This is a genomic window from Candidatus Methylomirabilota bacterium (genome assembly GCA_035764725.1).
Taxonomy (GTDB): Bacteria; Methylomirabilota; Methylomirabilia; order Rokubacteriales; family CSP1-6; genus DASRWT01.
In genome coordinates, this window is sequence record DASTYT010000095.1 from 14,963 (window position 1) to 39,812 (window position 24,850).

At 70.0% G+C, this 24,850-nt stretch carries 28 protein-coding genes; 16 read left to right on the forward strand and 12 right to left on the reverse strand.

Annotated elements, in window-relative coordinates:
* Window positions 1-7: 7 nt before the first annotated feature.
* From VFX14_14770 to VFX14_14845, 16 genes are all read left to right on the forward strand, one after another.
* Window positions 8-673, forward strand: a complete 666-nt coding sequence (locus tag VFX14_14770) for a tetratricopeptide repeat protein (GenBank protein ID HEU5190945.1) — start codon at window positions 8-10, stop codon at window positions 671-673.
* A gap of 4 nt (window positions 674-677) precedes the next feature.
* Window positions 678-1,247, forward strand: a complete 570-nt coding sequence (gene efp, locus VFX14_14775) for an elongation factor P (protein ID HEU5190946.1) — start codon at window positions 678-680, stop codon at window positions 1,245-1,247.
* 62 nt (window positions 1,248-1,309) lie between these two features.
* Complete coding sequence (accB, locus tag VFX14_14780) at window positions 1,310-1,741, forward strand: acetyl-CoA carboxylase biotin carboxyl carrier protein (protein ID HEU5190947.1); 432 nt, start codon at window positions 1,310-1,312, stop codon at window positions 1,739-1,741.
* 10 nt (window positions 1,742-1,751) lie between these two features.
* A complete protein-coding gene (gene accC, locus VFX14_14785) occupies window positions 1,752-3,086 on the forward strand; it encodes an acetyl-CoA carboxylase biotin carboxylase subunit (GenBank protein ID HEU5190948.1) in 1,335 nt (444 codons plus the stop codon).
* Between the two features lies 1 nt (window position 3,087).
* Window positions 3,088-3,732, forward strand: coding sequence for a thiamine phosphate synthase (gene thiE / locus VFX14_14790; protein HEU5190949.1), 645 nt, complete (start codon window positions 3,088-3,090; stop codon window positions 3,730-3,732).
* Window positions 3,733-3,809: 77 nt separating this feature from the next.
* Complete coding sequence (locus VFX14_14795; protein ID HEU5190950.1) at window positions 3,810-5,012, forward strand: branched-chain amino acid ABC transporter substrate-binding protein; 1,203 nt, start codon at window positions 3,810-3,812, stop codon at window positions 5,010-5,012.
* 68 nt (window positions 5,013-5,080) lie between these two features.
* Window positions 5,081-6,052 carry a branched-chain amino acid ABC transporter permease gene (locus tag VFX14_14800; GenBank protein ID HEU5190951.1) on the forward strand — a complete coding sequence of 324 codons (972 nt, stop codon included), beginning with the start codon at window positions 5,081-5,083 and terminating at the stop codon, window positions 6,050-6,052.
* A gap of 70 nt (window positions 6,053-6,122) precedes the next feature.
* The gene (locus VFX14_14805; protein ID HEU5190952.1) at window positions 6,123-7,397 is read left to right on the forward strand and encodes a branched-chain amino acid ABC transporter permease; all 1,275 of its coding nucleotides are present in this window, start codon (window positions 6,123-6,125) and stop codon (window positions 7,395-7,397) included.
* Window position 7,398: 1 nt separating this feature from the next.
* Window positions 7,399-8,190 carry an ABC transporter ATP-binding protein gene (locus tag VFX14_14810; protein HEU5190953.1) on the forward strand — a complete coding sequence of 264 codons (792 nt, stop codon included), beginning with the start codon at window positions 7,399-7,401 and terminating at the stop codon, window positions 8,188-8,190.
* 7 nt (window positions 8,191-8,197) lie between these two features.
* Window positions 8,198-8,902 (forward strand): ABC transporter ATP-binding protein, encoded by a 705-nt coding sequence (locus VFX14_14815; GenBank protein ID HEU5190954.1) that lies wholly within the window; start codon window positions 8,198-8,200, stop codon window positions 8,900-8,902.
* A gap of 13 nt (window positions 8,903-8,915) precedes the next feature.
* Window positions 8,916-9,371 carry a MaoC/PaaZ C-terminal domain-containing protein gene (locus VFX14_14820; GenBank protein HEU5190955.1) on the forward strand — a complete coding sequence of 152 codons (456 nt, stop codon included), beginning with the start codon at window positions 8,916-8,918 and terminating at the stop codon, window positions 9,369-9,371.
* 15 nt (window positions 9,372-9,386) lie between these two features.
* Window positions 9,387-10,358, forward strand: a complete 972-nt coding sequence (locus tag VFX14_14825; GenBank protein HEU5190956.1) for an ornithine cyclodeaminase family protein — start codon at window positions 9,387-9,389, stop codon at window positions 10,356-10,358.
* Window positions 10,358-10,825 carry an MOSC domain-containing protein gene (locus VFX14_14830; protein ID HEU5190957.1) on the forward strand — a complete coding sequence of 156 codons (468 nt, stop codon included), beginning with the start codon at window positions 10,358-10,360 and terminating at the stop codon, window positions 10,823-10,825. The genes VFX14_14825 and VFX14_14830 overlap by 1 nt, the downstream gene beginning before the upstream one ends.
* Window positions 10,822-12,033, forward strand: coding sequence for an FAD-binding oxidoreductase (locus VFX14_14835; GenBank protein HEU5190958.1), 1,212 nt, complete (start codon window positions 10,822-10,824; stop codon window positions 12,031-12,033). Before VFX14_14830 ends, VFX14_14835 begins: the two co-directional genes overlap by 4 nt.
* 20 nt (window positions 12,034-12,053) lie before the next feature.
* Window positions 12,054-13,805, forward strand: coding sequence for a glycosyltransferase family 39 protein (locus VFX14_14840; GenBank protein HEU5190959.1), 1,752 nt, complete (start codon window positions 12,054-12,056; stop codon window positions 13,803-13,805).
* The gene (locus VFX14_14845) at window positions 13,802-15,523 is read left to right on the forward strand and encodes a glycosyltransferase family 39 protein (GenBank protein ID HEU5190960.1); all 1,722 of its coding nucleotides are present in this window, start codon (window positions 13,802-13,804) and stop codon (window positions 15,521-15,523) included. The genes VFX14_14840 and VFX14_14845 overlap by 4 nt, the downstream gene beginning before the upstream one ends.
* An 8-nt stretch (window positions 15,524-15,531) precedes the next feature.
* Here the strand turns inward: VFX14_14845 and VFX14_14850 are convergent, their stop codons facing one another.
* The 12 genes from VFX14_14850 to VFX14_14905 are packed head-to-tail and all read right to left on the reverse strand — an operon-like array spanning window position 15,532 to window position 24,850.
* Window positions 15,532-16,212 (reverse strand): class I SAM-dependent methyltransferase, encoded by a 681-nt coding sequence (locus VFX14_14850; GenBank protein ID HEU5190961.1) that lies wholly within the window; start codon window positions 16,210-16,212, stop codon window positions 15,532-15,534.
* A gap of 2 nt (window positions 16,213-16,214) precedes the next feature.
* Window positions 16,215-17,147 (reverse strand): class I SAM-dependent methyltransferase, encoded by a 933-nt coding sequence (locus VFX14_14855; GenBank protein ID HEU5190962.1) that lies wholly within the window; start codon window positions 17,145-17,147, stop codon window positions 16,215-16,217.
* Entirely contained in the window at window positions 17,144-18,205 is a 1,062-nt protein-coding gene (locus VFX14_14860) for a fatty acid desaturase (GenBank protein HEU5190963.1), read from the reverse strand. The genes VFX14_14855 and VFX14_14860 overlap by 4 nt, the downstream gene beginning before the upstream one ends.
* 2 nt (window positions 18,206-18,207) lie before the next feature.
* Complete coding sequence (locus VFX14_14865) at window positions 18,208-18,732, reverse strand: hypothetical protein (GenBank protein ID HEU5190964.1); 525 nt, start codon at window positions 18,730-18,732, stop codon at window positions 18,208-18,210.
* On the reverse strand, window positions 18,726-19,280 hold the full coding sequence (locus tag VFX14_14870) for a hypothetical protein (protein HEU5190965.1): 555 nt from the start codon (window positions 19,278-19,280) through the stop codon (window positions 18,726-18,728). Before VFX14_14870 ends, VFX14_14865 begins: the two co-directional genes overlap by 7 nt.
* A 13-nt stretch (window positions 19,281-19,293) precedes the next feature.
* A complete protein-coding gene (locus VFX14_14875; GenBank protein HEU5190966.1) occupies window positions 19,294-19,965 on the reverse strand; it encodes a transaldolase family protein in 672 nt (223 codons plus the stop codon).
* 23 nt (window positions 19,966-19,988) lie between these two features.
* Window positions 19,989-20,642, reverse strand: coding sequence for a class I SAM-dependent methyltransferase (locus VFX14_14880; GenBank protein ID HEU5190967.1), 654 nt, complete (start codon window positions 20,640-20,642; stop codon window positions 19,989-19,991).
* Window positions 20,635-21,513: an NAD(P)-dependent oxidoreductase gene (locus VFX14_14885; protein ID HEU5190968.1), complete on the reverse strand. Its 879-nt coding sequence runs from the start codon at window positions 21,511-21,513 to the stop codon at window positions 20,635-20,637. The genes VFX14_14880 and VFX14_14885 overlap by 8 nt, the downstream gene beginning before the upstream one ends.
* Window positions 21,510-22,109 (reverse strand): SIS domain-containing protein, encoded by a 600-nt coding sequence (locus VFX14_14890; GenBank protein HEU5190969.1) that lies wholly within the window; start codon window positions 22,107-22,109, stop codon window positions 21,510-21,512. Before VFX14_14890 ends, VFX14_14885 begins: the two co-directional genes overlap by 4 nt.
* Window positions 22,081-22,641, reverse strand: a complete 561-nt coding sequence (locus tag VFX14_14895; protein HEU5190970.1) for an HAD-IIIA family hydrolase — start codon at window positions 22,639-22,641, stop codon at window positions 22,081-22,083. Before VFX14_14895 ends, VFX14_14890 begins: the two co-directional genes overlap by 29 nt.
* Window positions 22,638-23,939: a nucleotide sugar dehydrogenase gene (locus tag VFX14_14900; GenBank protein ID HEU5190971.1), complete on the reverse strand. Its 1,302-nt coding sequence runs from the start codon at window positions 23,937-23,939 to the stop codon at window positions 22,638-22,640. Before VFX14_14900 ends, VFX14_14895 begins: the two co-directional genes overlap by 4 nt.
* Window positions 23,936-24,850: a Gfo/Idh/MocA family oxidoreductase gene (locus VFX14_14905; GenBank protein HEU5190972.1), complete on the reverse strand. Its 915-nt coding sequence runs from the start codon at window positions 24,848-24,850 to the stop codon at window positions 23,936-23,938. Before VFX14_14905 ends, VFX14_14900 begins: the two co-directional genes overlap by 4 nt.

Below are 24,850 nucleotides of genomic sequence, written 5' to 3' on the forward strand. Positions count from 1 at the left end.
ACTCGCCATGATTCAGCCGGTTCCTCGGGCCGGCTCCGGTGTGGCGGCCGAGGATGCCGCGCATGCCGCGGTCATCCGCCGTTACGAAGAACGACTGGCCAAGGACCCCTCGTCGCTCGCCTTCGCCCCCCTGGCGGATGCCTACCGCAAGGCGGGCCGCACCCAGGACGCGATCCGGCTCTGCGAGGAGGGGCTCACACGCTTTCCGCACTACGCGACGGCGCGGCTGATCCTCGCCAAGACGCTGCTCGACGAGGGCCGGCTCGACCGCGCTCAGCGTGAGCTCGAGACCATCGTGACGGCGGGGGCGCGGGACGCGGAGGCGCACCGTCTGCTGGGCGAGATCCACCGCAAGGCGGGGCACCTCGATGCGGCGCTGGAGCAGCTCGAACAGGCCGCGCGCCTGGACCCGTCGGACCGCGAGTCGCGGCTGGCGGCCGAAATGCTGCGCGGCCGGGGCCGGGCGCCCGAGGGATCGCCGCTGGCGGCGCTCCTCGGTGACGATACGTTCGCAACCGAGAGCTTCGGGGCGCTGTGCCTCGAGCAAGGTCTCGTGGACGAGGCGGCGCAGGTTCTCCTGCGCGTGCTCCGGAAGGAGCCGGGCGCGTCGGGCGCCCGGGAGCGGCTGGAGCAGGCGATTCGACTCAAGATGCAGCGACGGAAAGGGCCATAGCGCGATGCAGGTGTCCACCGCGGATTTCAAGAAGGGGCTCAAGATCCAGTTCGATGGCCAGCCGTACAGCATCGTCGACTTCCAGCACGTCAAGCCCGGCAAGGGTGGCGCGTTCGTGCGGACCAAGCTCAAGCACATGAAGCAAGGTCGAGTCATCGACAATACCTTCAGAGCGGGTGAAAAGGTGGAGCTGGTCGACTTCGACGAGAAGCGCATGCAGTTCCTCTACAAAGACGAGCGCTACCACTTCATGGACCTCGAGACCTATGAGCAGATCTCGCTCTCAGACGACGAGGTGGGAGACGCGCGCGACTACCTCAAGGAGAACACCGAGGTGGAGATGCTCTTGATCGACGGGAGCCCCGCGACGGTCGAGCTGCCCAACTTCCTGGATCTCCAGATCGTCAAGACCGACCCCGGCATCCGGGGTGACACCGCGTCGGGCGGCTCGAAGCCCGCCACGCTGGAGACGGGGGCGGTCGTGCAGGTCCCGCTCTTCCTCAACGAGGGCGACGTGGTCAAGGTGGACACCCGCAGCGGCGAGTACCTGGGCCGCGTCGCGGCGGCGCGGTAGCGCCCGTGGCATACCGCAAGCCCGGCGGGAAGGTCCCCGCGGCGGGCCCGGCGCGGCCCACCGTGACCGAACTGGTGGAGCTCGCGGTCAAGCACGACCTTGCCGAGCTGGAAGTCGAGCAGGGCGGCGCCCGCATCCGTGTGGTGCGCGAGCGGGGCGCGGTGGTGGCCGCGCCGGCTCCGCGTGTCGAGGGCGCGGCGCCCGCCGCGCCGCAGGTCGCTCCCGTGGCGGAGCCGGCATTGGCGGCGCACCTCGTGAAGGTGGAGGCGCCCATGGTGGGCACCTTCTACCGGGCCTCGGCGCCCGAGGCCGCGCCCTACGTCCAGGAGGGGGACGTGGTGAAGGACGGGCAGGTACTCTGCATCATCGAAGCGATGAAGCTGATGAACGAGATCGAGGCCAAGGTGGCCGGGCGCATCGCCCGGATCCTGGTGGACAATGGCCAGCCCGTCGAGTTCGGCCAGCCGCTCTTCCTCATCGACCCGAAGGCCTGAGCGGGCCCGCGTGTTCCACAAGATCCTGATCGCGAATCGCGGCGAGATCGCCCTGCGCGTCATCCGGACCTGCCGCGAGATGGGGATCCAGACGGTGATCGCCCACTCCACCGCGGACACCGACTCGCTGCCCGTGCGCCTCGCCGACGAGTCCATCTGCATCGGCCCTCCGGAGTCCCGGGGGAGCTACCTCAACATCCCGAGCATCATCTCCGCCGCCTCCATCACGGACAGCGAGGCCATTCACCCCGGATACGGCCTCCTCTCCGAGAACGCCGCCTTCGCGGAGATCTGCCGGGCGTGCGGGATCACCTTCATCGGGCCCTCGCCGGAGGCCATCCGCCTCATGGGCGACAAGGCCCAGGCACGCGAGATGGCGAAGGCGGCGGGCGCGCCCGTCGTGCCCGGCAGCGAAGGGCCGCTGCCCGGGGTGGACGACGCCCAGGAGCTGGCCGACCGCGTCGGCTATCCGGTGATGCTCAAGGCCGCGGCGGGCGGCGGAGGCCGCGGCATGCGCATCGTGCGCGCGCGCGAGGAGATGCCGCGCGCGTTCGCCACCTGCCAGGCGGAGGCCCAGAAGGCCTTCTCGTCCTCCGAGCTCTACCTCGAGAAGTTCGTGGACGAGGCGCGTCACGTCGAGGTGCAGGTGATGGGCGACAAGAACGGCATTCGTCTCCACATGGGCGAGCGCGACTGCTCGGTGCAGCGGCGTCACCAGAAGCTCGTGGAGGAATCGCCCGCGCCGTCGATCTCGGCGGAGACGCGCGCGGGGCTCGCCCGCGCGGCCCTCGCGGTGGCCAATGCCGTCAACTACGTCTCGGCGGGCACGGTGGAGTTCCTGGTCGCGCGCGACGGCAGCTTCTACTTCATCGAGATGAACACGCGGATCCAGGTCGAGCACCCGGTCACCGAGATGATCACCGGGCTGGACCTCGTGCGCGAGCAGATCCGCATCGCCTCCGGCGAGGCGCTCGGCTACAAGCAGGACGCCGTGCGCTTCAACGGGCACGCGCTCGAGTGCCGGATCAACGCGGAAGATCCGGAGAACTTCGCGCCCTCGCCGGGCCGCGTCACCGCGTGGGTGCCGCCGGGGGGACGCAACGTGCGGGTGGACAGCCATCTCTACGCCGGGTACGTGGTCCCGCCGCACTATGACTCGCTGATCGCCAAGATCATCGTGCACGGCGCCGACCGCGCGGAGGCCATCGCCCGCATGCAGCGCGCCCTCGCCGAGACGATCGTAGAGGGCGTGAAGACCACGATCCCGTACCACCAGAAGCTCCTGTCCGACCCCGCCTTCGTGTCGGGGCAGTTCTCGCTCCCGCGCCTCGAGCACGCGCTCTAGCGTGCGGCTGCCCTCCCCGCTCTACGTCATCCTCGACCGCGACGCCGCGCGGGGCCGGCCGCTACCCGAGCTCCTCGACGCCGTCCTCGCGGGCGGCGGGCGGCTCTTCCAGCTCCGCGAGAAGACCCAGTCGATGGCCGAGCTGCTCCCGCTCGCGCGCGCGCTGCGCGCCCGCTGCCGCGCCGCCGGCGCGCTCTTCTTCGTAAATGACCGCGCCGACCTCGCCCTCGCCGTCGAGGCGGACGGCCTTCACGTGGGCCAGAACGATCTGCCCGCCGCGGCGGCCCGGCGCATCCTGCCGCCGACCATGCGCCTGGGCGTCTCGACCCACGACCCTGACCAGGCCCGCCGGGCAGTGGCGGATGGCGCCGACTACGTGGCGGTCGGGAGCATGTTTCCCACCGTCAGCAAGCCCGGCTTCCAGCTCGTCGGGCCTGCCCTGGTGCGTCGGGTCCGGCCGGACATCCACGTGCCGCTGGTGGCCATCGGGGGGATCACGGAGGCGAACGTGGGGGAAGTCATGGGGGCTGGCGCGGACGCCGTGGCGGTGATCTCGGCGGTCTGCGGGGCTCCGGACCCGCAGGCGGCAACCACGCGATTCCTCAAGGCGATTGCCGCCTGCGCTCCCGCTGGTCGGGAACGTTGACGGGGAGGAAGAAATCGCTATAATGCCTGCGACCTCAAACCCCACACCCGCTCAATCGTCTTGGAGGGAATGAAGCGATGAGACATGCACGGTTCCGGTTCGTCCTGGTGGCCCTCGCGGCCCTCGCGCTGGTGCTCCCCTGGGGCGCCGAGACGCCTGCCCAATCCAAGGGCACGATCAAGATCGCGACGCAGAGCCCGCTCTCGGGCGGTCAGGCCGCGCTGGGCGAGGGCATCAAGCTCGGCACGCAGCTTGCGGTGGACAAGCTCAAGGGGCCTCTCGAGAAGATGGGCTTCAAGGTCGAGCTCGTTCCCTTCGACGACCAGGCCAAGCCGGACGTCGGCGTGGCCAACGCGGCCAACATCATTGCCGACAAGGACATCCTCCTCGTCGTCGGCCACTTGAACTCGGGCGTCGCGATTCCGTCGTCGGAGAAGTACAAGGAGTCGCAGCTCGCGATGATCTCGCCCGCCAACACCAACCCCACCGTCACCGACCGCAACTACCTCAACGTCAGCCGCGTGTGCGGCCGTGACGACGTGCAGGGCTCGGTAGGCGCGGACTTCGCGAAGTCCAAGAACTACAAGACGGCGTACGTGATCCACGACAAGACGACGTACGGCCAGGGCGTGGCGGAGTTCTTCAAGGCCGACGCCGAGAAGAAGGGCATCAAGGTCCTGGGCTTCGAGGGCACCGAGGAGAAGTCGAACTTCGACCCGATCCTCACCCCCATCAAGGCCAAGAACCCCGACGTCATCTACTTCGGCGGCATCTACGATCAGGCCGCGCCGTTCTTCAAGCAGGCGCGCGAGAAGGGCATCAAGGCCGCCTTCATGGGGCCGGACGGCATGGACTCCTCGGACCTCACCAAGATCGCGGGGACAGCGGTGAAGGGCATGTTCTACACCTCCGTCGCCGGCCCGGTGTCCGTGTATCCCGCGGCCAAGGACTTCGCGAAGGAGTACAAGGACAAGTTCAAGAAGGACCCGGAGCCGTTCGCGGCGCAGGCCTATGACGCTGCCGCCATCGGCATGAAGGCGATCGAAGCCGCGGCCAAGGCGGCCGGCGGCAAGGTGCCGAGCCGCGAGCAGGTCTCGGTGGCCGTCCGCAAGACCAAGCACACCGGCCTCACCGGCGCGGTGGAGTTCGACGACAAGGGCGACCCCAAGAAGGCCCTCTACTTCGTCCTCCAGGTGGCGTCCGAGGATCCGGCGAAGTGGGGCGAGAACAAGGAAGTGAAGCGGCTGTCCATCGCGGCTCCGCCGCTCAAGAAGTCCTGATCACGCAGCATGCACCCTCGAAGGGGAGGGGCCGGCTAACGGCCCCTCCCCTTCGTGATTTGTAGCCCATGGATTTCGAGCTCCTGATCGGCATCTTCCCGCAGGTCCTCCTGGACGGCCTGATCCTGGGCTTCATGTACGCCTTGATCGCCCTCGGATACACGATGGTGTATGGCGTCCTCGAGTTCATCAACTTCGCCCACTCCGAGATCTTCGTGGTGGGCGCCTTCGTGGGCGTCGAGATCCTCCTCACCTTCAAGGCGCTGGGCTGGATCGACCTGATCTCGCCCTTCCTCATCCTGCTCATCGTGCTGCTGCTAGGCATGCTCGCGAGCGGGCTCCTCGCCGTCACGGTGGAGCGCATCGCCTATCGGCCGCTCCGCGGCGCCCCGCGCCTGATCCCGCTCATCTCCGCCATCGGGGTGTCGTTCTTCCTCCAGGACTCCGTGCGGCTCTTCGAGAGCATCTGGCGGAACCAGTTCAATCTCGTCTACCCGACGATGGAGATACTGAACTTCCGCTTCACCCTCACCGAGACGATCGACGTGTCGGTGAAGTCGCTCGTGGTGATCGTGGCCTCGCTCCTCATGCTGTGGGGGCTCCACGTCCTCGTGAACCGCACCAAGATCGGCAAGGCCATCCGGGCGGTGGCGGAGGATCAGGCCACCGCCAGCCTCATGGGCATCAACGTGAACCGGATGATCTCGCTGACCTTCCTCATCGGCGGGGCCATGGGCGGGGCGGCGGGGGTGCTGTTTGGCGTGCAGTACAGCCTGATCAACCCCTACAGCGGCTTCATCCCCGGGCTCAAGGCCTTCACCGCCGCGGTGCTGGGCGGCATCGGCAACATCCCCGGGGCCATGCTGGGCGGTCTCGTCCTCGGCCTCCTCGAAGCCTTCGCCGCGTCCTATCTCTCGCTGCTCACAGGCGGGGCGTTCGGCGCCGAGTACAAGGACATCTTCGCCTTCTCGATCCTCATCCTCATCCTGATCTTCCGGCCGAAGGGACTCCTCGGCGAAGTCGTGCGCGAGCGGGCCTGATGGGCGAGGCGCAGCCGAAGGCGAGCCGAGCGAACATGGAAATGGGCTCCCGAGCGAAGCGAGGGCGCCTGTGAAGCGCCTGCTGGCCCAGCCGGTCCCGGCATTTATCATCTCGGTCGGGCTGATCCTCGTCACCGCCTACGCCGTCTCGCACTTCCCGCGCTCGATCGTCGCCTTCATGCTGTTCCAGGCGTCGATCCTCGTCCTCTACTTCGCGCGGATGCCGGGGTGGGTGAAGGGCGCCCTCGCCGCCGCCACCCTCGGCGTGCTCATGCCGCTGCTCGGCTCGATCAACGGCTACTACCTCGAGATCGCCATCCAGGTCGGCATCTTCGTGGCCCTGGCCCTCGGCCTCAACATCGTGGTCGGACTCGCCGGCCTGCTCGACCTGGGCTACGTGGCCTTCTTCGCGGTCGGCGCCTACACCTGGGCGGTATTCGGCTCGCCCCAGGCCAATCTCTTCCTCCCGGGCGAGCATTTCCCCCTCGCCCAGGGCTGGTTCTTCCTGTTCCTGCTCGTGGGCGTGGGCATGGCGGCGGGCGCGGGCATCCTGCTCGGGCTCCCCGTGCTGCGCCTGCACGGGGACTATCTCGCCATCGTCACTCTGGGCTTCGGCGAGGTCATTCGCGTGCTCGCGAACAACCTCGACAAGCCCATCAACTTCACCAACGGGCCCAAGGGCATCACCCCGATCTCGCGGCCGCCCATCTTCTTCGCCCCCGTCCTCCGCGCCATCGGAATCGATCCCGACCCCAATGTCATCTATCCCCTCTACCTCTACTTCATCGTGCTCGCCATCGTGGGACTCACGGTGCTGGTCAACAGGAGAATGGAAGACTCCCACATCGGGCGCGCGTGGGAAGCGATCCGCGAGGACCAGACCGCCGCCCAGGCAATGGGCGTGCCCCTTGTCCGCTCCAAGCTCCTCGCCTTCGCGTGCGGCGCCTCGTTCGCGGGCACGGTGGGGGTGCTGTTCTCCGCCAAGCAGGTGTTCATCAATCCGGAGTCCTTCACGTTCATGGAGTCCATTGGCGTGCTCGCCATGGTCATCCTGGGCGGCATGGGGTCGATCCCGGGCGCGATCCTGGGTGCCACCGTGGTCACCGTGTTGAACCTCCAGGTGCTCAAGGGCCTGTCCCTCTGGCTCAACGAGCTGCGCAACGCCGGCACCACCATCTTCGGCTGGAGCCTTCAGAACCTCCCCACCCAGCTCGAGCCGGCGAAGTACGAGCGCATGGTGTTCGGGCTGATACTCGTGCTGATGATGATCTTCCGGCCCCAGGGCATCCTGCCCGCGCGGCGGCGCCATCGCGAGCTGACCGACGGCGCCGGCGAACCCCACTGACATGACCGTCCTCCTCGAGGCCCGCGGCATCTCGAAGCGCTTCGGCGGCCTCACCGCGCTCGACAATGTCGACTTCACGCTGGACGAAGGCCGGATCGCGTCGATCATCGGCCCCAACGGCGCGGGCAAGACAACCTTCTTCAACGTGTTCACCGGCATCTACGTCCCCGAGGAGGGCACGGTGACGTTCCGGGGCACGCCGGTGCTGGGGAAGCGGCCGGATCAGATCACGGCGCTGGGCATCTGCCGCACGTTCCAGAACATCCGCCTCTTCTCCAACATGACGGCGGTGGAGAACGTGCTCGTCGGCATGCACTCGCGGATCCCCCTCGGCCTCTGGGACGTCCTCGGGCGCGGACCGCGATGGGCGCGCGAGGAAGGGGCGCTGTGGGCCCGCGCCGGCGAGCTGCTCTCTTTGGTCGGCCTGCGCCCGAAGGCCAACGAGATCGCCCGCAATCTCCCCTACGGCGATCAGCGGCGCCTCGAGATCGGCCGGGCCCTCGCCTCTCGTCCCGCCCTCCTCCTCCTGGACGAGCCCACCGCCGGCATGACCCAGGGCGAGGCACGCGGCCTCATGGATCTCCTCCGCCGGCTCGTGCGCGAGCTCTCCCTCACCGTGCTCCTCATCGAGCACAACATGCGTGTGGTCATGGAGGTCTCCGACCGCGTGACCGTGCTCGACTACGGCCAGAAGATCGCGGAGGGCCAGGCCGCCGAGGTGCAAGGCAACCCGCGGGTCATCGAGGCGTACCTGGGCCGCAAGCGTTACGCGGCGGGGAGCGCCGGTGGCTGAGACCGGCATGCTCGAGGTCCAGGATCTCCACGTCTACTACGGCGAGATCCATGCCCTCAAGGGTGTGTCCTTCCGGGTGGCCTCGGGCGAGATCGTCACCCTCCTCGGCAGCAACGGCGCGGGCAAGACCACCACCCTGAAGACGGTGTCGGGGCTCCTCGCCGCGCGGGGCGGCGACGTGCGGCTGGACGGCACCTCCCTCCTCGGCATCGCGTCCCACGACATCGTGCTCCGCGGCATCACCCACGTACCCGAGGGCCGGCGCATCTTCAACCGCCTCACCGTGTTCGAAAACCTCGAGATGGGCGCCTACACCCGCTCCGACAAGGGCGTGGCCGAGGACGTCGAGCGCGTGTTCGCGATCTTCCCGCGCCTCAAGGAGCGTCGGATCCAGGTGGCGGGCACGCTCTCCGGGGGCGAGCAGCAGATGCTGGCCATCGGCCGCGCCCTCATGGCCCGGCCCCGCCTGCTCCTGCTCGACGAGCCGTCGATGGGGCTGGCGCCGGTCCTCGTGGAGCAGATCTTCGAGACCGTGCAGACGATCAACCGCCAGGGCGTCACGATTCTCCTGGTGGAGCAGAACGCCGCGATGGCGCTGTCCATCGCCGGCCGTGCCTATGTGCTGGAGACCGGCATGGTGGCGCTGCAAGGCCCCGCCGCCGAGCTCGCCGGCAATCCCGAAGTGCGCCGCGCCTATCTGGGCGAGGCCTGAAACGGAGAGACCCATGAGAACGCATGGCCTGACCTTCGAGGAGCATCAGGTGGGCGCCCGCTACGAGACCCTCGCCCGCACCGTCTCGGAAGCCGACATCTGCGCCTTCGTCAATCTCTGCGGCTTCAACGAGCCGCTCTTCCTCGACATGGAGTACGTGGCCCGCGAGTCCGTGTTCAAGGGCCGCCCCTCCCCCGGTGCCTTCACTTTCGCCCTCTCCGAGGGCCTCATCATGCAGACCGGGCTGATCCACGGCACCGGCATGTCCTACCTCGGCGGCGAGATCAAGATCGTCGCGCCGGTGCTGGCGGGTGACACTATCCGGGTCGCCGTCACGATCTCGGACAAGCGCGAGACCAAGAAGCCCGACCGGGGCATCGTCTCCTATGTCCACACCGTCACCAATCAGCGTGGCGAAGTCGTGCTGGAGGCCCACGTGAAGCGAATGATCAAGAGAAAGATCGCGTAGCGCCCCTCGATCTCCATGCGAATCCTCGGCCGCCAGGACCTCGAGCGGCTGCTCACACCCGGCGACGTCATCACCGCCGTGGAAGGGGCGTTCCGCGAGGCAGCGGCGGGACGCGCCGCGACGCTGCCCCGCGCGGTGCTTCCCATGCGTGACGGGCTCTTCCTGGGCATGGTGGGCGCCCTGCCACGTCAGCGCGCACTCGGCACCAAGCTGGTCACGGTCGTGCCGAAGAACCGCCGCCGCGGGCTGCCGACCCTCCACGCGTCCTACCTCCTCACGGACCCCCAGACGGGCGTGCCGCTGGCCTTCATGGAAGCGGGCTTCCTCACCGCGATCCGCACCGGGGCGGCCTCCGCGCTCGCTGCGCGCTATCTCGCTCGAAAGGACAGCCGGACCGTCGCGTGCTTCGGCGCCAGCATCCAGGCGCGCTACCAGCTCCTGTGCCTGCAGGCGGTGTTCCCCATCGAGCGCGTCACCGTGATCGGTCGTGACGCCGCCCGGGCCCAAGCCTTCGTCGACACGATGGCGCGCGACATGGGCGTAACGGTAGGGCTCTCGCGCGACCGCCGGGGCGCGGTGGCCGGGGCCGACATCATCACCTGCGCCACGACCTCCCCCACGCCCCTCTTCGACGGGCGCGACGTGCGGCCTGGCACCCACGTCGACGCCGTCGGCGCCTTCCGTCCGAATACCCGGGAGATCGACACCGGCCTGGTGCGCCGCGCCCACGTGGTCGTCGACACCTATGACGGCGCCTGGGAGGAGGCCGGCGACGTGCTGATCCCGATCAAGGCCGGCGCCATCGCGAAGCGCCATGTCCGCGCCGAGCTTGCCGAGCTGGTGAGCCGGCGGAAGCGGGGGCGGACCTCGCAGGACCAGATCACGTTCTTCAAGTCCGTCGGCTTCGCCTTGGAGGATACGGCTACGGCACGCCTGGCTTATGATCGAGCCGTGGCGTCGAATGTCGGGACCGAGGTCGCGCTCTGATGGGCTCCGGGCGTATCGCCCAGATCAGCGTGTCGCCCGGCGGTGTCCCCAAGCGTGCCGTCGAGGCCGCCGAGGTCACGGCGAGCGGCGTGGCCGGTGACGCCCAGCGCGACCTCCGTTACCACGGCGGCCCCGAGCGCGCGGTCTGTCTCTTCGCCCTCGAAACCATCCGCGCACTCCAGGCCGAGGGCCACCCCATCGAGCCCGGCCACATCGGAGAGAATCTCACCCTGGAGGGCATCGACTGGACGGCGGTAACGCCGGGCGTGCGCCTGCTGCTGGGGGAGGACGTGCTGCTCGAGGTCACCCGCTACACGAGCCCGTGCGCGAACATCCGCGCCTCGTTCATGGGCGGCGACTACGCCCGCGTCTCCCAAACGCGCCATCCGGGCGCGAGCCGCGTCTACGCCCGCGTCGTGCGGACGGGAACGGTTCGCCACGGCGATCCGGTTCGCCTCCTGCCGTGACCAGTCGCGCCGCCGACTGCGTCATCATCGGCGGGGGGATCACCGGCGTCTCCACCGCATTCCAGCTCGCGGGGCTCGGCCTCAAGCGCGTGCTGGTGCTCGAGAAGAAGTTCGTGGGCGCGGGCGGCACCGGCCGCTCTGTCGGCATCATTCGGCAGCTCTATCCCACGCGCGAGACCAGCGAGATGGTGCTGCGCTCTCTGGCGGTGTTCGAGCGGTTCGGTGACGCGGTGGGCGGCGCCTCCGGCTTCGTGCGCTCCGGCGCGCTCATCGGGGTGTCCGCCGCCATGCGCCCCTCGCTGGAGCGGACGCTGGCGCTTCAGCGCCAGATCGGCGTGCGCGCCGAGATCGTGGAGCCGGCCGACCTCAAGCGCATCGAGTCGCGGATCGATGCCTCGGGACTGGGCGCGCTGCTGTGGGAGCCCGGCTCGGGCTACGGCGATCCCTCCGCGGTGACCGCGGGCTATGCGGATGCGGCACGCAAACGCGGCGCCGTGATCGAGCAAGGCGTGGCGGTGACGGCGATCCGTCAGGCCGGCGGCCGCGTGGTCGGGGTGGACACCGCGGCGGGCGACCACATCGACGCGCCCATCGTCATCAACGCCGCCGGGCTCTGGTCGCCGCGGGTGGCGCGCCTGGCCGGCCACGAGCTCCCCATCGTCGTGGGGCGCCACCCCGTGTTCATCGTGGAGCGCGATGCCGCGTTCGGGCCCGCCCACACGGTGTACCTGGACCTCGCCGGCGGCGCCTACGCGCGGCCGGAGACGGGCGGCCTCACCCTGACGGGCTCGCTCACCGACGACGAGACCGAGCACCCCATGGACGCGGATCTCCTGGGCGCGGAGGCCGGCTTCGACGAGGCCAGCATCGCCCTGGCCAGGACGGCGCGCGCCATCCCCGCGCTGGCGGACGCACGCTTCAAGCAGGGCTACGCGGGCGCCTTCGACATCACGCCGGACTGGATGCCCATCCTCGACGAGTCGCCCCTGCCGGGCCTCTACGTGGCGACGGGACTGTCGGGCCACGGCTTCAAGCTGGCGCCCGCCGTCGGGGAGATGATGGCGGCCCTCGTCACGGGTGCCACGCCGCCGGTGAGCCTGGCGCCGTTCCGTCTCGACCGATTCGCACGCACCGCGGGAGCCTACAATTTCGTCTCCTCCTACCTGGGCTCCCCAACGCCGTCCCCGTCGCCGGAGGCGAGCCGCTGAGCGACCGCACGCGTCGCCTGGTGGCAGGACTGGCCGGCGACGTCCTCCTTCTCGCCTTCGTGGCGGCCAGGAGCACCACGCCGGGGTTGACGCGGACGTTCGACACGGCGCAGAACGCCTTCTCGCCGAACGATCTCCACCTGTGGCTCGGGCACGCGCTGCTCCTGTTCCCCGCGACGTGCCTGCTCGGATACAGCCTGGCGCCACGGCTCGGGCCGTGGTTCGTCGCTCGCTGGGCCGCGCTGCGGACGCTGCGCGCTCCGGGGCGCATGCTCGGCCTCGCCCTGCTCTTCATCCTGTTCGTCGTGGGGGCCCGCGCCGGCCACCGCGCGGTGCTCGAGGATCTCCCACTCACGGACGACGAGTACGCGGTGGAATTCGGCGGGCGCATCCTGGCCACCGGGCACGTCACGGCGCCGCTGCCGCTGCCCGAGGCGGCCATCCCATTGTTGGGGCTCTACGTGGATGCCGGGCGCATCGTGCGCGCGGACTGGCCCGGCGGGCAGGCCGTCGCGGCGGTCGCCGAGATGACCGACCTCGGGGCCTGGGCATGGGCGGTGCTGGCCGCCGTGCCTGTCGTGGCCCTGGGCGCGCTCCTCGCCCGCCGCCTCGGCACGCCGTGGGGCCTGGTTGCCGGACTCACGTTCGCGGGCTCGCCGATGGCGCTGATGCTGTCGTTCACCTCGCACGCCCATCTCGCCTCGCGCGCCATGCTCGCGCTGACCATCGCCGCCTACTGGCTCTCCACTCAGCGCGGAAGCCTCGCGGCGTGGGCCCTCACCGGCCTCGCCTTCGGGGCCGGCTTTCTCTGCCGTCCGTTCGAGATCGTGTTCTTTTCCCTTCCCCTGCTCGCGTGGGCGGTCGCGCAGGGTCTGCGTCGCCAGCCTGGATATGCGCGCGCCATCCCGGGCCTCGTGCTGGGGGCTCTCCTGCCGATTGCGCTCATGCTGGCCCACGCCTACGCCGTGACGGGACATCCCCTCATGCCGCCCCGGATGACGGCGACGCACGACGTCGCGGCGGTGACGCTGTGGACCCGGTTCGGATCCAACCTGGCGTACAACGTCCTGATGCTGGCGGTCTGGTTCCTCGGGCCGCTGGGGCTCATCCTCGTCACCGCGGGCGTCATGACCGACACCTTCACGCGTCTGCTGGGGCTGGGCGTGGTCACCGCGCTCCTCCTGGCTCTGTTCCACACGAACGTCGGAATCCACACCGTCGGCCCGATCCACTACTCCGAGTGCGCGGTGCCCCTGACCGTCATCGCCGTGCACGGCTTGGCGAACCTTCTGCGGGGCGCGCGCGCGCACGGGCTCGACGCGCGTCCCCTCGCGTGCGCCTTCGGGCTTGCCCTCGTCGTCGGGCTGGGGATCTTCAACGTCGCCCACGCCTTCACCCTCCGGGACCAGGCGCGCGTCCAGCGCGACATTTACGGCTGGATCGAGCGCGGGGTGCGGGAGTCGGGCGCAGGTCGGGCTGTCGTCCTGGCCCCGCAGTTCGCCGAGATCTGGTTCCGGGTCCCCTGGATGCGCGAGGTCGGCACCTGGGTGTTCGAGTGGCGGCGGCCTCGGCTCGATCTGACCGAAGGCCTGCTCATCGTGCACGACGGACCCGGCGTCGAGGAATGGTTTCGCGAGCGGATGCCCGATCGCCGGATCTACCGGATCCGGCTGCTGTGGGTGATGCCCTACGCCGTGCTGAGCGCCGTTCCCGGCGGCGCGCCCATTCCGCTCTGCCTGCCCGGGCCCACCCGGGGTTGCACACGCCCGTGAGCCGCTCCATCAGGTCCCTGCTGCTCGCGGCCGCCAGCGCCCTGTGCCTCGCGGAGATCTGGATCGCCGGGCTCTACTATCAGGGCTACGAGGTCCTCGCCGGACGACACGGCTGGTTCCCCAACGAGATGGCGTTCTTGCTCTACTACCTCCTGTTTGGGCTGCCCGCGATCCTCCTCCTGACCGCCGCGCTCGCGCCGTGGATCGGACCGCGCCTCCTCGGCGCGCTCGATGCGGCCGGCGATCTGCCGCCCCGCGACGTCGCTGCCTCGGTGACCTGCGCGGCCGCGCTCACGTTCCTCCTCGTGACGCTGGCGCGCTTCCTGCTCCTCAAGGACGCGGCGATCAGCGACGACGAGCATGCCTACGCCTTCATGGGCCAGCTCTTCGCCTCCGGCCGGGTCTACGTGCCGTCGCTGCCGCCCGCGCTCCGGCCCTTCCTCGACAATCAATTCATCGTCAACAACGGCAAGATGTATGGGATCTACTTTCCCGGCCATCCCACCGCGCTGGCCCTCGGCGAGCTCCTGCACGTGATGGCGTGGATTCCCACGCTGTCCGCGACGCTCACCGTACCCCTGGCCTTCGCGGTCTCCCGGCGCATCTTCGGGCTCCGCACCGCCCTGCTCACGCTGCCGCTGCTCCTGGTGTCGCCGTACTTCTTGTTCCCCTCCGCGACGCTGCTCGCGCATTCCACCGCGGCCGTGCTGCTGATGGCCTTCCTCTACTGCATCCTGCGCGTGAAGGAGCGGCCGGAGGCGCTCGGCTGGTGGATCGGGGCGGCGGTGGCGCTCTCCTGGGCCACGCTGACGCGCCCGTTCTCGGGCCCGATCTTCGCCGCGCCCTGGCTGATCTGGGTGGCCACGGATCTCTGGCGCCGCCGCAGCGGCCGGGCGTGGGCGGGCGCCGGGCTCTTCTGCCTGATTGGCGCCGGCGCTCTGGGCCTGCTACTTCTCTACCAGTACACGCTGTCGGGCTCACCGTTCGTGAGCGGCTATCAGACGTTCAGCCGCATGCACCACTGGGGGCTGATCGGGAAAGCGTTGGAGGCGATGCCTCCGCTGCCGTCCATCCACGAGCTCATGTACACGCTCGCACGGATGAATTTCTGGCTGTTCGGCTGGCCAGCGTCGCTGGTGCTCGCGCTGTGCTTCCGGCGAACCGCGGGAGGCACGCGCCTCTTCGCCGGGGTGGTCGGGGTGCTGCTCGTCTACATGGCGATCTCCGCCGCCACAATCCAGCCGGTGGGCCCCGTGCACTACTCCGAGCTCGCGGTGCCGCTGGTCATGCTGTCGGCGAGCGGCTTCGAGCGCGTGATCGAGCTGGCGCGGAGCGCGGTGGCCCGACCGGCGCTGGCGCGCGCTGCGATCACGCTGCCGCTAGCCGCCACACTCTGCGCGCTGGTGACCTACCTGCCCGTGTACGGGGGCGCGCTGCGCGCCAGCGCCGACCTGACCCGCGCGCCCGACGAGATCCTGGCCGCCCAAGGGGTGACGCGCGCACTGGTGTTCGTCCACACCCTGCCCGCCCTCTACGTGTCCCCCTATTCGTGGGCGTACTACCGGCGGAACAATCACCCTGACCTGACGGACCCGATCCTCTATGTGAACTACCTGGGGCCGGAGCGGAACAAGGAGTTCGCCCGCCTCTTTCCCGATCGACCCGTCTTCTCCATGGGCATGCGAGACGGGAAGTTCACCGTGCTGCCCGGCCCGTAGGGCCGCCCCTAGGCGGTGCGCGCCCAGGAGACGCAGATCAGGTTCGAGGGCAGGAGCGGCAAACCGGTGGTGAGCAGCCGGTTGGCGCGCTCCGGCGGGAATAGTGAGAGGAAGCTCCTCGCGTCCAGCAGGTTGAGGTTCTCCACCTCGGCGAAGTAGGGTTGCCCGAGCCGGCGCAGTGCCGCCCGATACGTCGCGTCGGGCAGCCAGTGCAAGAGCGGCAGGAACGTGTGGAGCTCGACGGGGAAGCGCTTGTTGGGCGTGGTGAACACGACGCAGCGCGAGACCCGGCACACCTCGGCCACCAGCGCCCGCTGCTGCTCGCGCGTCCCCCCGTGCTCCACGACCGCGTTGCAGAGCCCGTAGTCGAAGTAGGCGTTCGGCCGCGGGATCGCGCGGAGATCGGCCTCGAGATAAGTAATGCCAGGGAATGACTCCGCGAACCAGCCCGCCTCTTCGGAGGCGCGGCCGATCACGGTGAGCTGCTCGCGGTAGGGGTAGAGCCGCTCGAAGAACGTGTGCACTTCGTGGTCGCGGTGGCCCGACACGCCGAAGTCGGCCACCTTCGAGCTCGGGCCCGGCGCGCACTCCCGCATGAAGAGGTCGAAGATCCCCTTGCGGACCTTGAAGGCGAGGTCGTTCTTGAGTCGGTCGAGCTTGCCGAGCTCGGCGGAGTACTTGAGGGCCATCGTCAGCGCGCGCGCGTCGGCTTGCGTGCGATGAACGCCATCGTGGCGGTGCGGCTCATCAGCGACTGGAGCAGCGTCACGGGCAGGAACGGCGCGATGAGGAACGGGTACCAGCGCACGCGGCCATTGGCGGGCACGCGCAGCCCCGCGCGAGCGGCCAGCCAGTTCTGGATGCCCGCGCTCCAGCCGACCGTCCGCAGCCGGGGCGTGATCCGCACGCCCTCGAAGCCCGCCTGGTCACACGCCCGGGTGATGGTCTCGGGGGTGAAGAGGGCGATGTGCCGCGGAAAGTGGAGCGCGCCCCAGTAGCGGCCGAAGAGGCGGAAGTCCCAGCAGTCGATGTTGGGCGTCTCGCCGAACAGCGTGCCGCCCGGCTTGAGGAGCGTCCAGGCGCGGCGCAGTGTCGCGATGGGATCGCGCACGTGCTCGATGACGTGGCCCATGCGGATCAGGTCGAAGGAGCCGGGCTCGAAGTTCGTATCGGCCAGGTCGCCCTGGCGCACGTTGAAGCCCTGGGCGGCGGCGCGGCGCGCCGCCTCCACGTCGAGCTCGAGCCCGCACACTTCCCACTTCCCCGCCCGCGCCAAGGCCACCAGCGCGCCGCCCGCGCCGCAGCCCACGTCGAGCACGCGCCCGGTGGGGCCGATGAGGCCCGCCACCCGCCGTGCGTCCAGCCAGTAGGTGATCTTGAAGAGCCACCCGACCACCGGATCGTCGCCATACACGGCGTAGCTGGGCGGGTAGAACGCGGGAATCTCGGCGGCGGCCGGCCGCGGCGCCTGGTAGTAGAGGCCACAGGCCGCGCAACGCGCCAGCCCCCACCGCCCGGGCACGCCGTACTCGTAGTCGCCCGCCTCCAGCACACGGCTCGCGTGGCGATCGGTGCGGCAGAGATCGCAGACGAAGCCGGCCAGCTCGGTGACGGCCGTGCTCATGCCGTCCTCCGCGAGGGCTCGGGCAGGTCCCACTCCGCGCGGATCTTCCGCCACACGAAGCCGAAGTAGCTCCGGTTCACGGGCACCGGAATGCCCGCCTCCACCAGCAGCCGGTGCATCTGTGGCAGGTTGTAGTTCGGGATGCTGGGAAAGACGTGATGCTCGTAGTGAAGGTACTGGCCGAAGGGCGCGATGATCCACTGCTCCAGGGGGTTCAGCCGACTCGTCCGCGTCACCCACGTCTCGCGCGCGCCGTCGGGGCGATAGCCCGCCTCGAAGCCGTGCTCGGCGATGGAGCGGATGCGGATCTGCACGGGATAGAGCATCGTGATGGGCAGGATGTGGAGGAGCACGTAGGCGAGCGGCCCCGCCGTCGCCGCGTAGAGGGCCAGCAGGGCGAGCTGGGTCACCGCCACCGGCACGAACTGGGCGGCCAGACGCCCGAAGTAGGCCGGGGTGAGGTTCCGCCAGGGCGAGACGGAGTACGTCGTTCGGTCCGACTGGAAGTACTGGAGGAAGCGCTTCAGCGCGGAGACGAAGAAGAGATCCTGGACGAGCCCGCGCAGGATCTCGCGCCCGGGCGCGCTCGGCTGGCTGAAGATGACATCCGGGTCTCGGTCGGTGTTGAGGAACAGGTGATGATCCATGTGCGCCTGGCGATGCCCCGAGCGCGTGTAGCCGAGGAGGCAGGCGCAGACATTGCCCACGAAGCGGTTCAGGCGCGGGTTCTTGAAGAGCGTGCCGTGGTCGCTCTCGTGCACGAGCTGGGCGGCGGAGTTGAAGTTGCGGATGGCCAGGAGCACGCCGAGGGCGTGCACCCACCACCGGGGCCAGAGCGCCACCGCGACGGGGAGCGCGGCGAACGACAGGAGCGCCGCGGCCACGTCGAGCGCGCTGCGACCGTCGCGCAGCCGGTGGGCGGCGCGGAGGGCGTCAAGCGTGATGGCGCCGGAGGCGAGCGCCTCGCGCGCCGAGCGCGGCGCGCCCACCGTCATCTCGTCGAGGGTGCCGGACACCCGGGCGGCGGTCGCGCCGGGTGTCATGGTCGGCTTCGCCATGGCTAGAAGGCCTTCATGGCGAGCACCCGGCGAGCGATCGTGCCGGCGAGGCCGCCGAGCCGACCCTTGGGGGCCAAGTGATAGACGCCGTCGCTCTCGACGAGGAATCCATTCATCGCCATCGTGCGCAGCCGGTCGTGCATCAGCACCTCGACCCCGCACACCGCCTGCATCTGATCGAGCGTCATGCGCTGCTGGGGAGACCGCGCCATCTCGATGAGCAGGCGCACCGTGATGGACCGGTCGGCGTGGTAGTAGAACAGCACGCCGGTGAGGAAGAGCAGGATCAGAAGCGCCGCGCCGTTCAGCAGCGACAGCGTGCCCGCCCCACCCACGAACCGCTCGGGGAGGAAGCCGAGGTCGGCGGGCGTGAAAAGGTGCAGCGTCACGTAGACGACGGGCATGGGGGCGAACCAGCTCACCATGGAGGCAAAGGCCTTCTCCGGCGCGCGCAGCTGGAACACGATGCCCTGCACGAGCGCCCACATCCACACGAGGACCCAGCCGAGTACCATGCCTTTCAGCACGGCCGGCTCCCCACCAGCGGCGAGTCTGCGTTGATCAGCCGCTTGAGGAACGCGCCCAGGGCGGCGACGCGCTCGCCCGGCGGCAGCAGGCGATACGTCCCGCCGTCATGGCTGATGTAGCCGCCGGCGACGAGCTTGGGCAGTCGCCGCTGGAAGATGAGATTCACAGGCTCCTCGCGTCCCTGCATGGCGAGAGCCTCCGCCGCGCTGATGCCGCGGGCGCCGCGCGCGCGCAGCTCCACCATCACCCCCATGGACGGGCTCAGGCACGCGAAGTAGGCGAAGCACCAGAAGCCGTGGAAGACGAGGGCGAGGATCAGGAGCCCGTTGGCGAAGTCCACCGGCGCGGAAGGCTCGAGCCACCCGGCGGGGAGAAAGCCCAGGTCAGAGGGCGTGAGCGGAAAGGCCGCCGCATAGCCCAGGACGGACCCCGCGAAGGCCGCGAGGAATAGCTTGAACTCCTTGTTGCCCCGGTAGACGCGGAGCGCGAGCGCGCTCCCGAGCACCAGGAGGAGGAAGGCCGCTGCGGCCAGGGTCAGTCCTTTCATCGCGCCGGCGCCGCTACTCCAGCCACTTCTGGAAGTCGGTGATGAATTGGGTCACCGCCTCGTCGGTCTTGGGATGGCTCACCATCTGGCGGAAGAACTTGGGCGGGACGGTGACGATGTCCGCGCCGGCCTGCAGCGCCTCGTTGATGTCGGCGATGTGGCGGATGCTCCCCACGATGATCTCGCAGCCCGAGCCCGACTCGCGCAGGGTCTGGCGCACCTGGCGCACCACCGAGGCGGCATCGTACCCGATGTCGCGGATGCGGCCGTAGAAGAGGCTCACGTAGTTGGCGCCCGCCGCCGCCGCCATCACCGCCTGGTTGTACGACATGCAGCAGGTACAGTTGACGCGGATCCCGCGCCGGCGCAGCTCGCGGATGACCGCCAGCTCGTCCCAGCCCACCGGGACCTTGACGTTGATGTTCTTGTAGTGGCCGAAGTGCCCCACGAAGTCCTCGGCCTGGCGGATCATCTCCTCGCGCTTGGTCGAGAACACCTCCACCGAGAGGGGGATGTCGTAGCCGTAGCGCTGGGCGAGCTCGATGATCTTCTTGATGTGCTCGCGGAAGTCGCCCTTCTGCTCCTTGGCCAGGATCGACGGGTTGGTGGTGATGCCGGCGGGGAAGCCGCGATCCAGGGCCTCCTCGATCTCCACCAGGTTCGCGGAATCGACGAAGATCTTCATGGCATTCTCCCCCGGCCGGCGACCTACTCGGTCACCGTCCAGTAGTAGTCACCGCCATAGCCGGCCTCGCGGAACAGCCGCCGCCAGCCCTCGGGATCCGAGTAGGTCACCGCCGTGAGCTGCCACCGCTCGAACTTCTCCCGCTGCTCCTCGTTGAGCCAGGAGTCGACCTGGACATAGCGATGCGCGCGGCTCACCCGCTCGATCTCGCGCAGAGCGCACACGCAGTCCGCACGGCCGAGGTTGTGAAGCGCGTTGATCGACAGCACGAGGTCGAAGGCGCGGTCCGCGAAGGGCAGGCGCTCGGCGGAGCCGCGCACCACGAGCCCACGCACGTCCTCCATCGCCTGGCCGAGCGCGTAGGCGGACACATCGAGCCCGGCGACGCGGAGCCCGGGCACCGCCTGCCGAAGGTCGTGGAGCAGGAACCCCTTGGCGCAGCCCACGTCCAGGACGCGCTGGCCCGGCGCCAGCCGGTAGTGCTCGCGCAGGCGCTCCGCGATGGGCACCCAGCGGCCGTCGTAGCGATAGCCCCCGTAGCCCTGGCCGCGGTCGCCGTCGAAGTACTCGCGCTCGAAGCGCTTGGCGATCTCGCGCTGCGCGGGCACCGCCGCCGCTCGCGAGGCGATGTCGCGGGTCGTGCGCGGGTAGCGGTCGAGGAGATTGATCTCAGCCACGGTGAAGCGCCCCGAAGGCGGCGAGGGTGGCGCGCAGGCCCTCGTCGAACGGCGTGAACGCGAAGCCCGGCAGCGCCCGGTAGAGCCGCGCGGTGTCGAAGCGGCGATGGGTGATCGCGCCGGCGCGCGGCGCATGCGTCACCGTGACCTCGTAGGGCACGAGGCCGCGAATGGACTTCACCACGTCCGCGAAGGGGCGGCTCTCGCCGGTGGCGACGTTGAAGACCCCGGTAGCGCGCATCCGCACGAGCCCGGCGACGATGGCCGCGACGTCATCCACGTAGATGTGGTCGCGCTCCTCCTCGCCCTCGCCGAAGACGCGAACGCCGCGGTCCTTCGCCAGCGAGCGCGCGAAGGCGTTCGGCCCATAGGCGCCGTGCGGGTCGCCGGGGCCGTAGACGCCGGTCACCCGGAGCGTCAGCAGGGGCACGCCGGCGGCGCGCGCGGCGTACTCCATCACGCGCTCGCCCGCGTACTTGGCCAGCGCGTAGTAGCCGCCGGGGCTCACCGGGGTCGCCTCGGTGACCGGATTCACGTCGAAGCCGTACACCGCGTCCGAGCTCACGTAAACGCAGAGCCCGGGTGGGCGGCCCGCGAGCGCCCTCGCGACATTCGTCGCCATGGCCATGTTGGCCATGAAGGTGTCCGGCGTCTGCCCCCGGTCGGGCGTCAACGCGGAGGCGAAGACCAAGGCGGTGCCCCCGTCCAGGACGCCGTCGAGCGCGGCCAACGCCTCCGCGCGCGTGAGGTCGAGGGTCGCCGAGGTGTGGCCGATCACGGGCATGCCGTCGCCGCCCAGGCGCGCGGCAAGGGCGCGGCCGAGATGGCCACTCGCTCCCAGCAGCACCACCCGGGACGGCCAGGCGCTCATCGCCCGATGCTCTCCCACTTCATGGGCGCGGCCTTGAGCTTCGGATGCGACACGAGGCAGTGCCACACCACCGCCTGGAACGCCTCGGCATGCGCGGTGACGAGATCGGGGCTGACGGTCGGGATGATCACGCAGGCGTCGGCGACCTTGGCGGTGAAGCCGCCGTCGCGCCCCACGATGCCGGCGACGCGGGCGCCCACCGCCTTGGCGTGCTCGAGGGCGCGGACCAGGTTGGTGCTGACGCCGCGCTCGGCGTCGCCGCCACCCACCGAGAAGACGAGCACCGCGTCCTTCGCAGAAAGCCGGCTCCCCGCGAGCCAGGCCGCGAACGAGGTGTCCCACCCGTCGTCGTTGATCCGCGCGGTCAGCTCGGACACGTTGTCGGTGGGCGCGTAGGCCTCGAAGTGGGCGATCTTCCGGAAGTCGTTCACGGCATGCGAGGCGTTGCCCGCGCTCCCGCCGACGCCCAGGATGAAGAGCCGCCCTCCCGCCGCCCGGGCGGCGACGAGGAGGTCGACCACCCGGGCCACCGCGGCCTGGTCGATGCCCGCGGCGACGCGGCCGGCTTCAGCGAGATAGCGGGCGATGAAGTCCATGGGCTTCCTCGGCGCGGGCCAGTACCACGTCGATGGCCTCGCTGAGGCTCGTCACCCGGCGGTCGGCGCTGTCGCACCCGCTGTAGGGCCGCTCGAGCAGCACGGTGTAGCACCCCGCGCGGCGCCCCGCTTCGATGTCGCGCCAGCGGTCGCCGACCACCAGGCAGGCCGCGAGGTCCAGGCCCCACTTCGCGGCGGCGGCGTGGAGCATGCCCGGTCGGGGCTTGCGACACGCGCAGTCGGCCCCGTCGTCATGAGGGCACACGAAGATGTCAGCCACGCTCAGGTCGGCGCGCAGGCGGGCGTGCATGCGCTCGAGCACGGTGGGATCGAGGGTGCCGCGCGCCACCTCGGGCTGATTGGTGAACACGATGGGCAGGAGCTTGGCCGCGCGCAGCCGCGCCACCTGGACGCGCGAGTCCTCGCACACGCGGAAGTCTTCCAGGGTGAGGGCCGCGTAGGCGCGGTTGTCGCGCACGAAGGTGTCCACGAGTACGCCGTCGCGGTCGAGGAAGACGGCCCGGCGGTTCATCGCTCGCTCCCCGGATGGCCCATCCGGACCAGCTCCACCCCGTCCAGCTCGGTCCGGCGGGGATCGACCACGCCCACGCAGTCGATCACGAGGGGGCGGCGCATGGACTTGAAGGCGTCGCGCGGCGTGGCCGCGAACTCGTCCCAGTCGGTGAGCACGAGCAGGCAGTCGGCGCCGGCCAGCACCGCCTCGCGATCGGGCAGCACCGTCGCCGGCACGTCCACGTCGGCGGCGCCCACCAGCGGGTCATAGGCGCGGACGTCCGCGCGGCCGCGCAGGTCGCCGATGACCCGCAGCGACATCGAGTTCTTGGTCGAGCGCGTGTCCTTCTTGTACGCGAGCCCCCAGACGGCGACGATTGGGCGCGGCGTCTCCACGAGCACCCGCCGCTCGAGCTGGCGATGCACCCAGCGGTAGCGGTCGGCGTTGTAGCGGATCAGGGTCTCGATGTAGGAGGCGTCTACCCCGTGCGCCGCGCAGAGGCCGCGCAGGGTGACGAGGTCGCGCTCGAGATTGCCCCCGGCCACGCCGAGGCTCGGCCGGATGTAGGCGTGAGCGCCGATGCGCTTGTCGAGGCGGAGGGCCGGCGCCATCTCCGACCAGTCCGCGCCCACCTCCTCGCAGAGGTCGGCCAGCGTATTGGCGTAGGTGACAGCGCCGAAGAGGTAGAGGTTGATGGCGGTCTTGGTGAGCTCGGCGCTCTCGTAGCGCATGGGCAGGACGGGACAGCCAAAGCGCGCGAGCCCGTCGGCCAGCTCCGCGGGGAGCGGCCGCGCCGGATCGGGCGCGCCCACGATGATGCGCTCGGGCTCGAGGAAGCGCCGCAGCGCGTTCCCGAAGATCAGCGTCTCCACCCAGTAGTGGACGCGCAGGCCCAGGCCGGGGCGGCGCGCCTCGATGCGCGCGGCGAGACTGCGAGTGAAGCCGGGCGGCACCTGGCTCATCATCGCCAGCACGGCGCCGGGGCGCAGATGCGGGATGGCCGCGTCGACCAGGCGCAGCACCGCGGAGGTGTCGCTGCCGTTGCCCGCGTCCGTCGGGACGTCGCGCGAGACGATCACCAGCGGACACTCGGCCAGGACAGCGGGATCCGTGGAGAAGCGCATGCGCCCGCACGCGGCCGCGAAAGCCTCGGAAAGGCCGGGCTCGTGCACGGGCAGCTCGCCCCGGACGAGCGCGTCGACGGGCGCGCGATCGAGGTCCACGCCGACCACCGGCGAGCCCAGGGACGCCCAGCCCACGCTCGACACGATGCCGAGATGCGAAAGTCCGAGAAACCCCGTGAGCACCCCGGTCACGCGTCGCCCTCCAGCGAGGCCGCGGCCGCCGCCTCGATGGTGCGCGAGAGCCAGAGATCGTTGTCTCGTGACGTGCGCCCCGCCGCCGCCATGGACTCGAAGTGGCGCAGATCGCCCGCCCACGTCTGATCGGGGCCGGGCACCGTCTCGCGGGTCTCCTCGGGCACGCCGCTGGGCCGCTTGCGCCGCCGCACGATCAGCTCGCTGCCGCCCCACTTGGTGAGCCCATCCATCTCGAGCGCGCCCGCCTCGCCGATGACCTCGATGCGCCAGCGGTTCTTCCAGGAGAGAAAGCTGCACTCGATCACCACCGCGCGGTCGGCGGTGGCGAGGATGCAGTGATCGAGCCCCTTGAGCTCGTGGCCGCGCCGCTCCCACACCCGGAACTCGGCGCCGACGCGCCCGAACACGTGGCCGGCGAGGTCGATGAGGTGGCTCGCCATGTCTTCGAGGATGCCGAGGCGGCTGTCTCGCCAGGTACCCGCGATGTTCCCGGCGGTGCCGTTGCCGTAGAACATCCGCGCCCGGTACACGCGCCCGATGGTCTCCGCGTCCAGGTGCCGCTTGAGCGCGATCACGTGTGGCTCGAAGCGGAAGTTGTAGGACGTGTACCAGATGGCCCGGCCCGCGCGCGCGTGGCGGTCGAGCTCGGCGGCAGCGCCGGCGTCGATGATGAGCGGCTTCTCCACCAACACATGTTTCCCACGCGAAAGGTAATATTGGAGGAGCGCGAGCTTGGCGTCGTTGGGCACGGCCAGGATGGCGGCGTCGTACCGGTCCGGCGGGCACTCCTCGGGCCGGCGGTGGTGGGCGGCGTGATTGAACGGGTCCACCGTGGCCACGCAGCGGTCGCCGAGCACGGCGCGCCGCTTCTCCCCGATATTGCCGAGCCCGACGATCACGTACCGCAT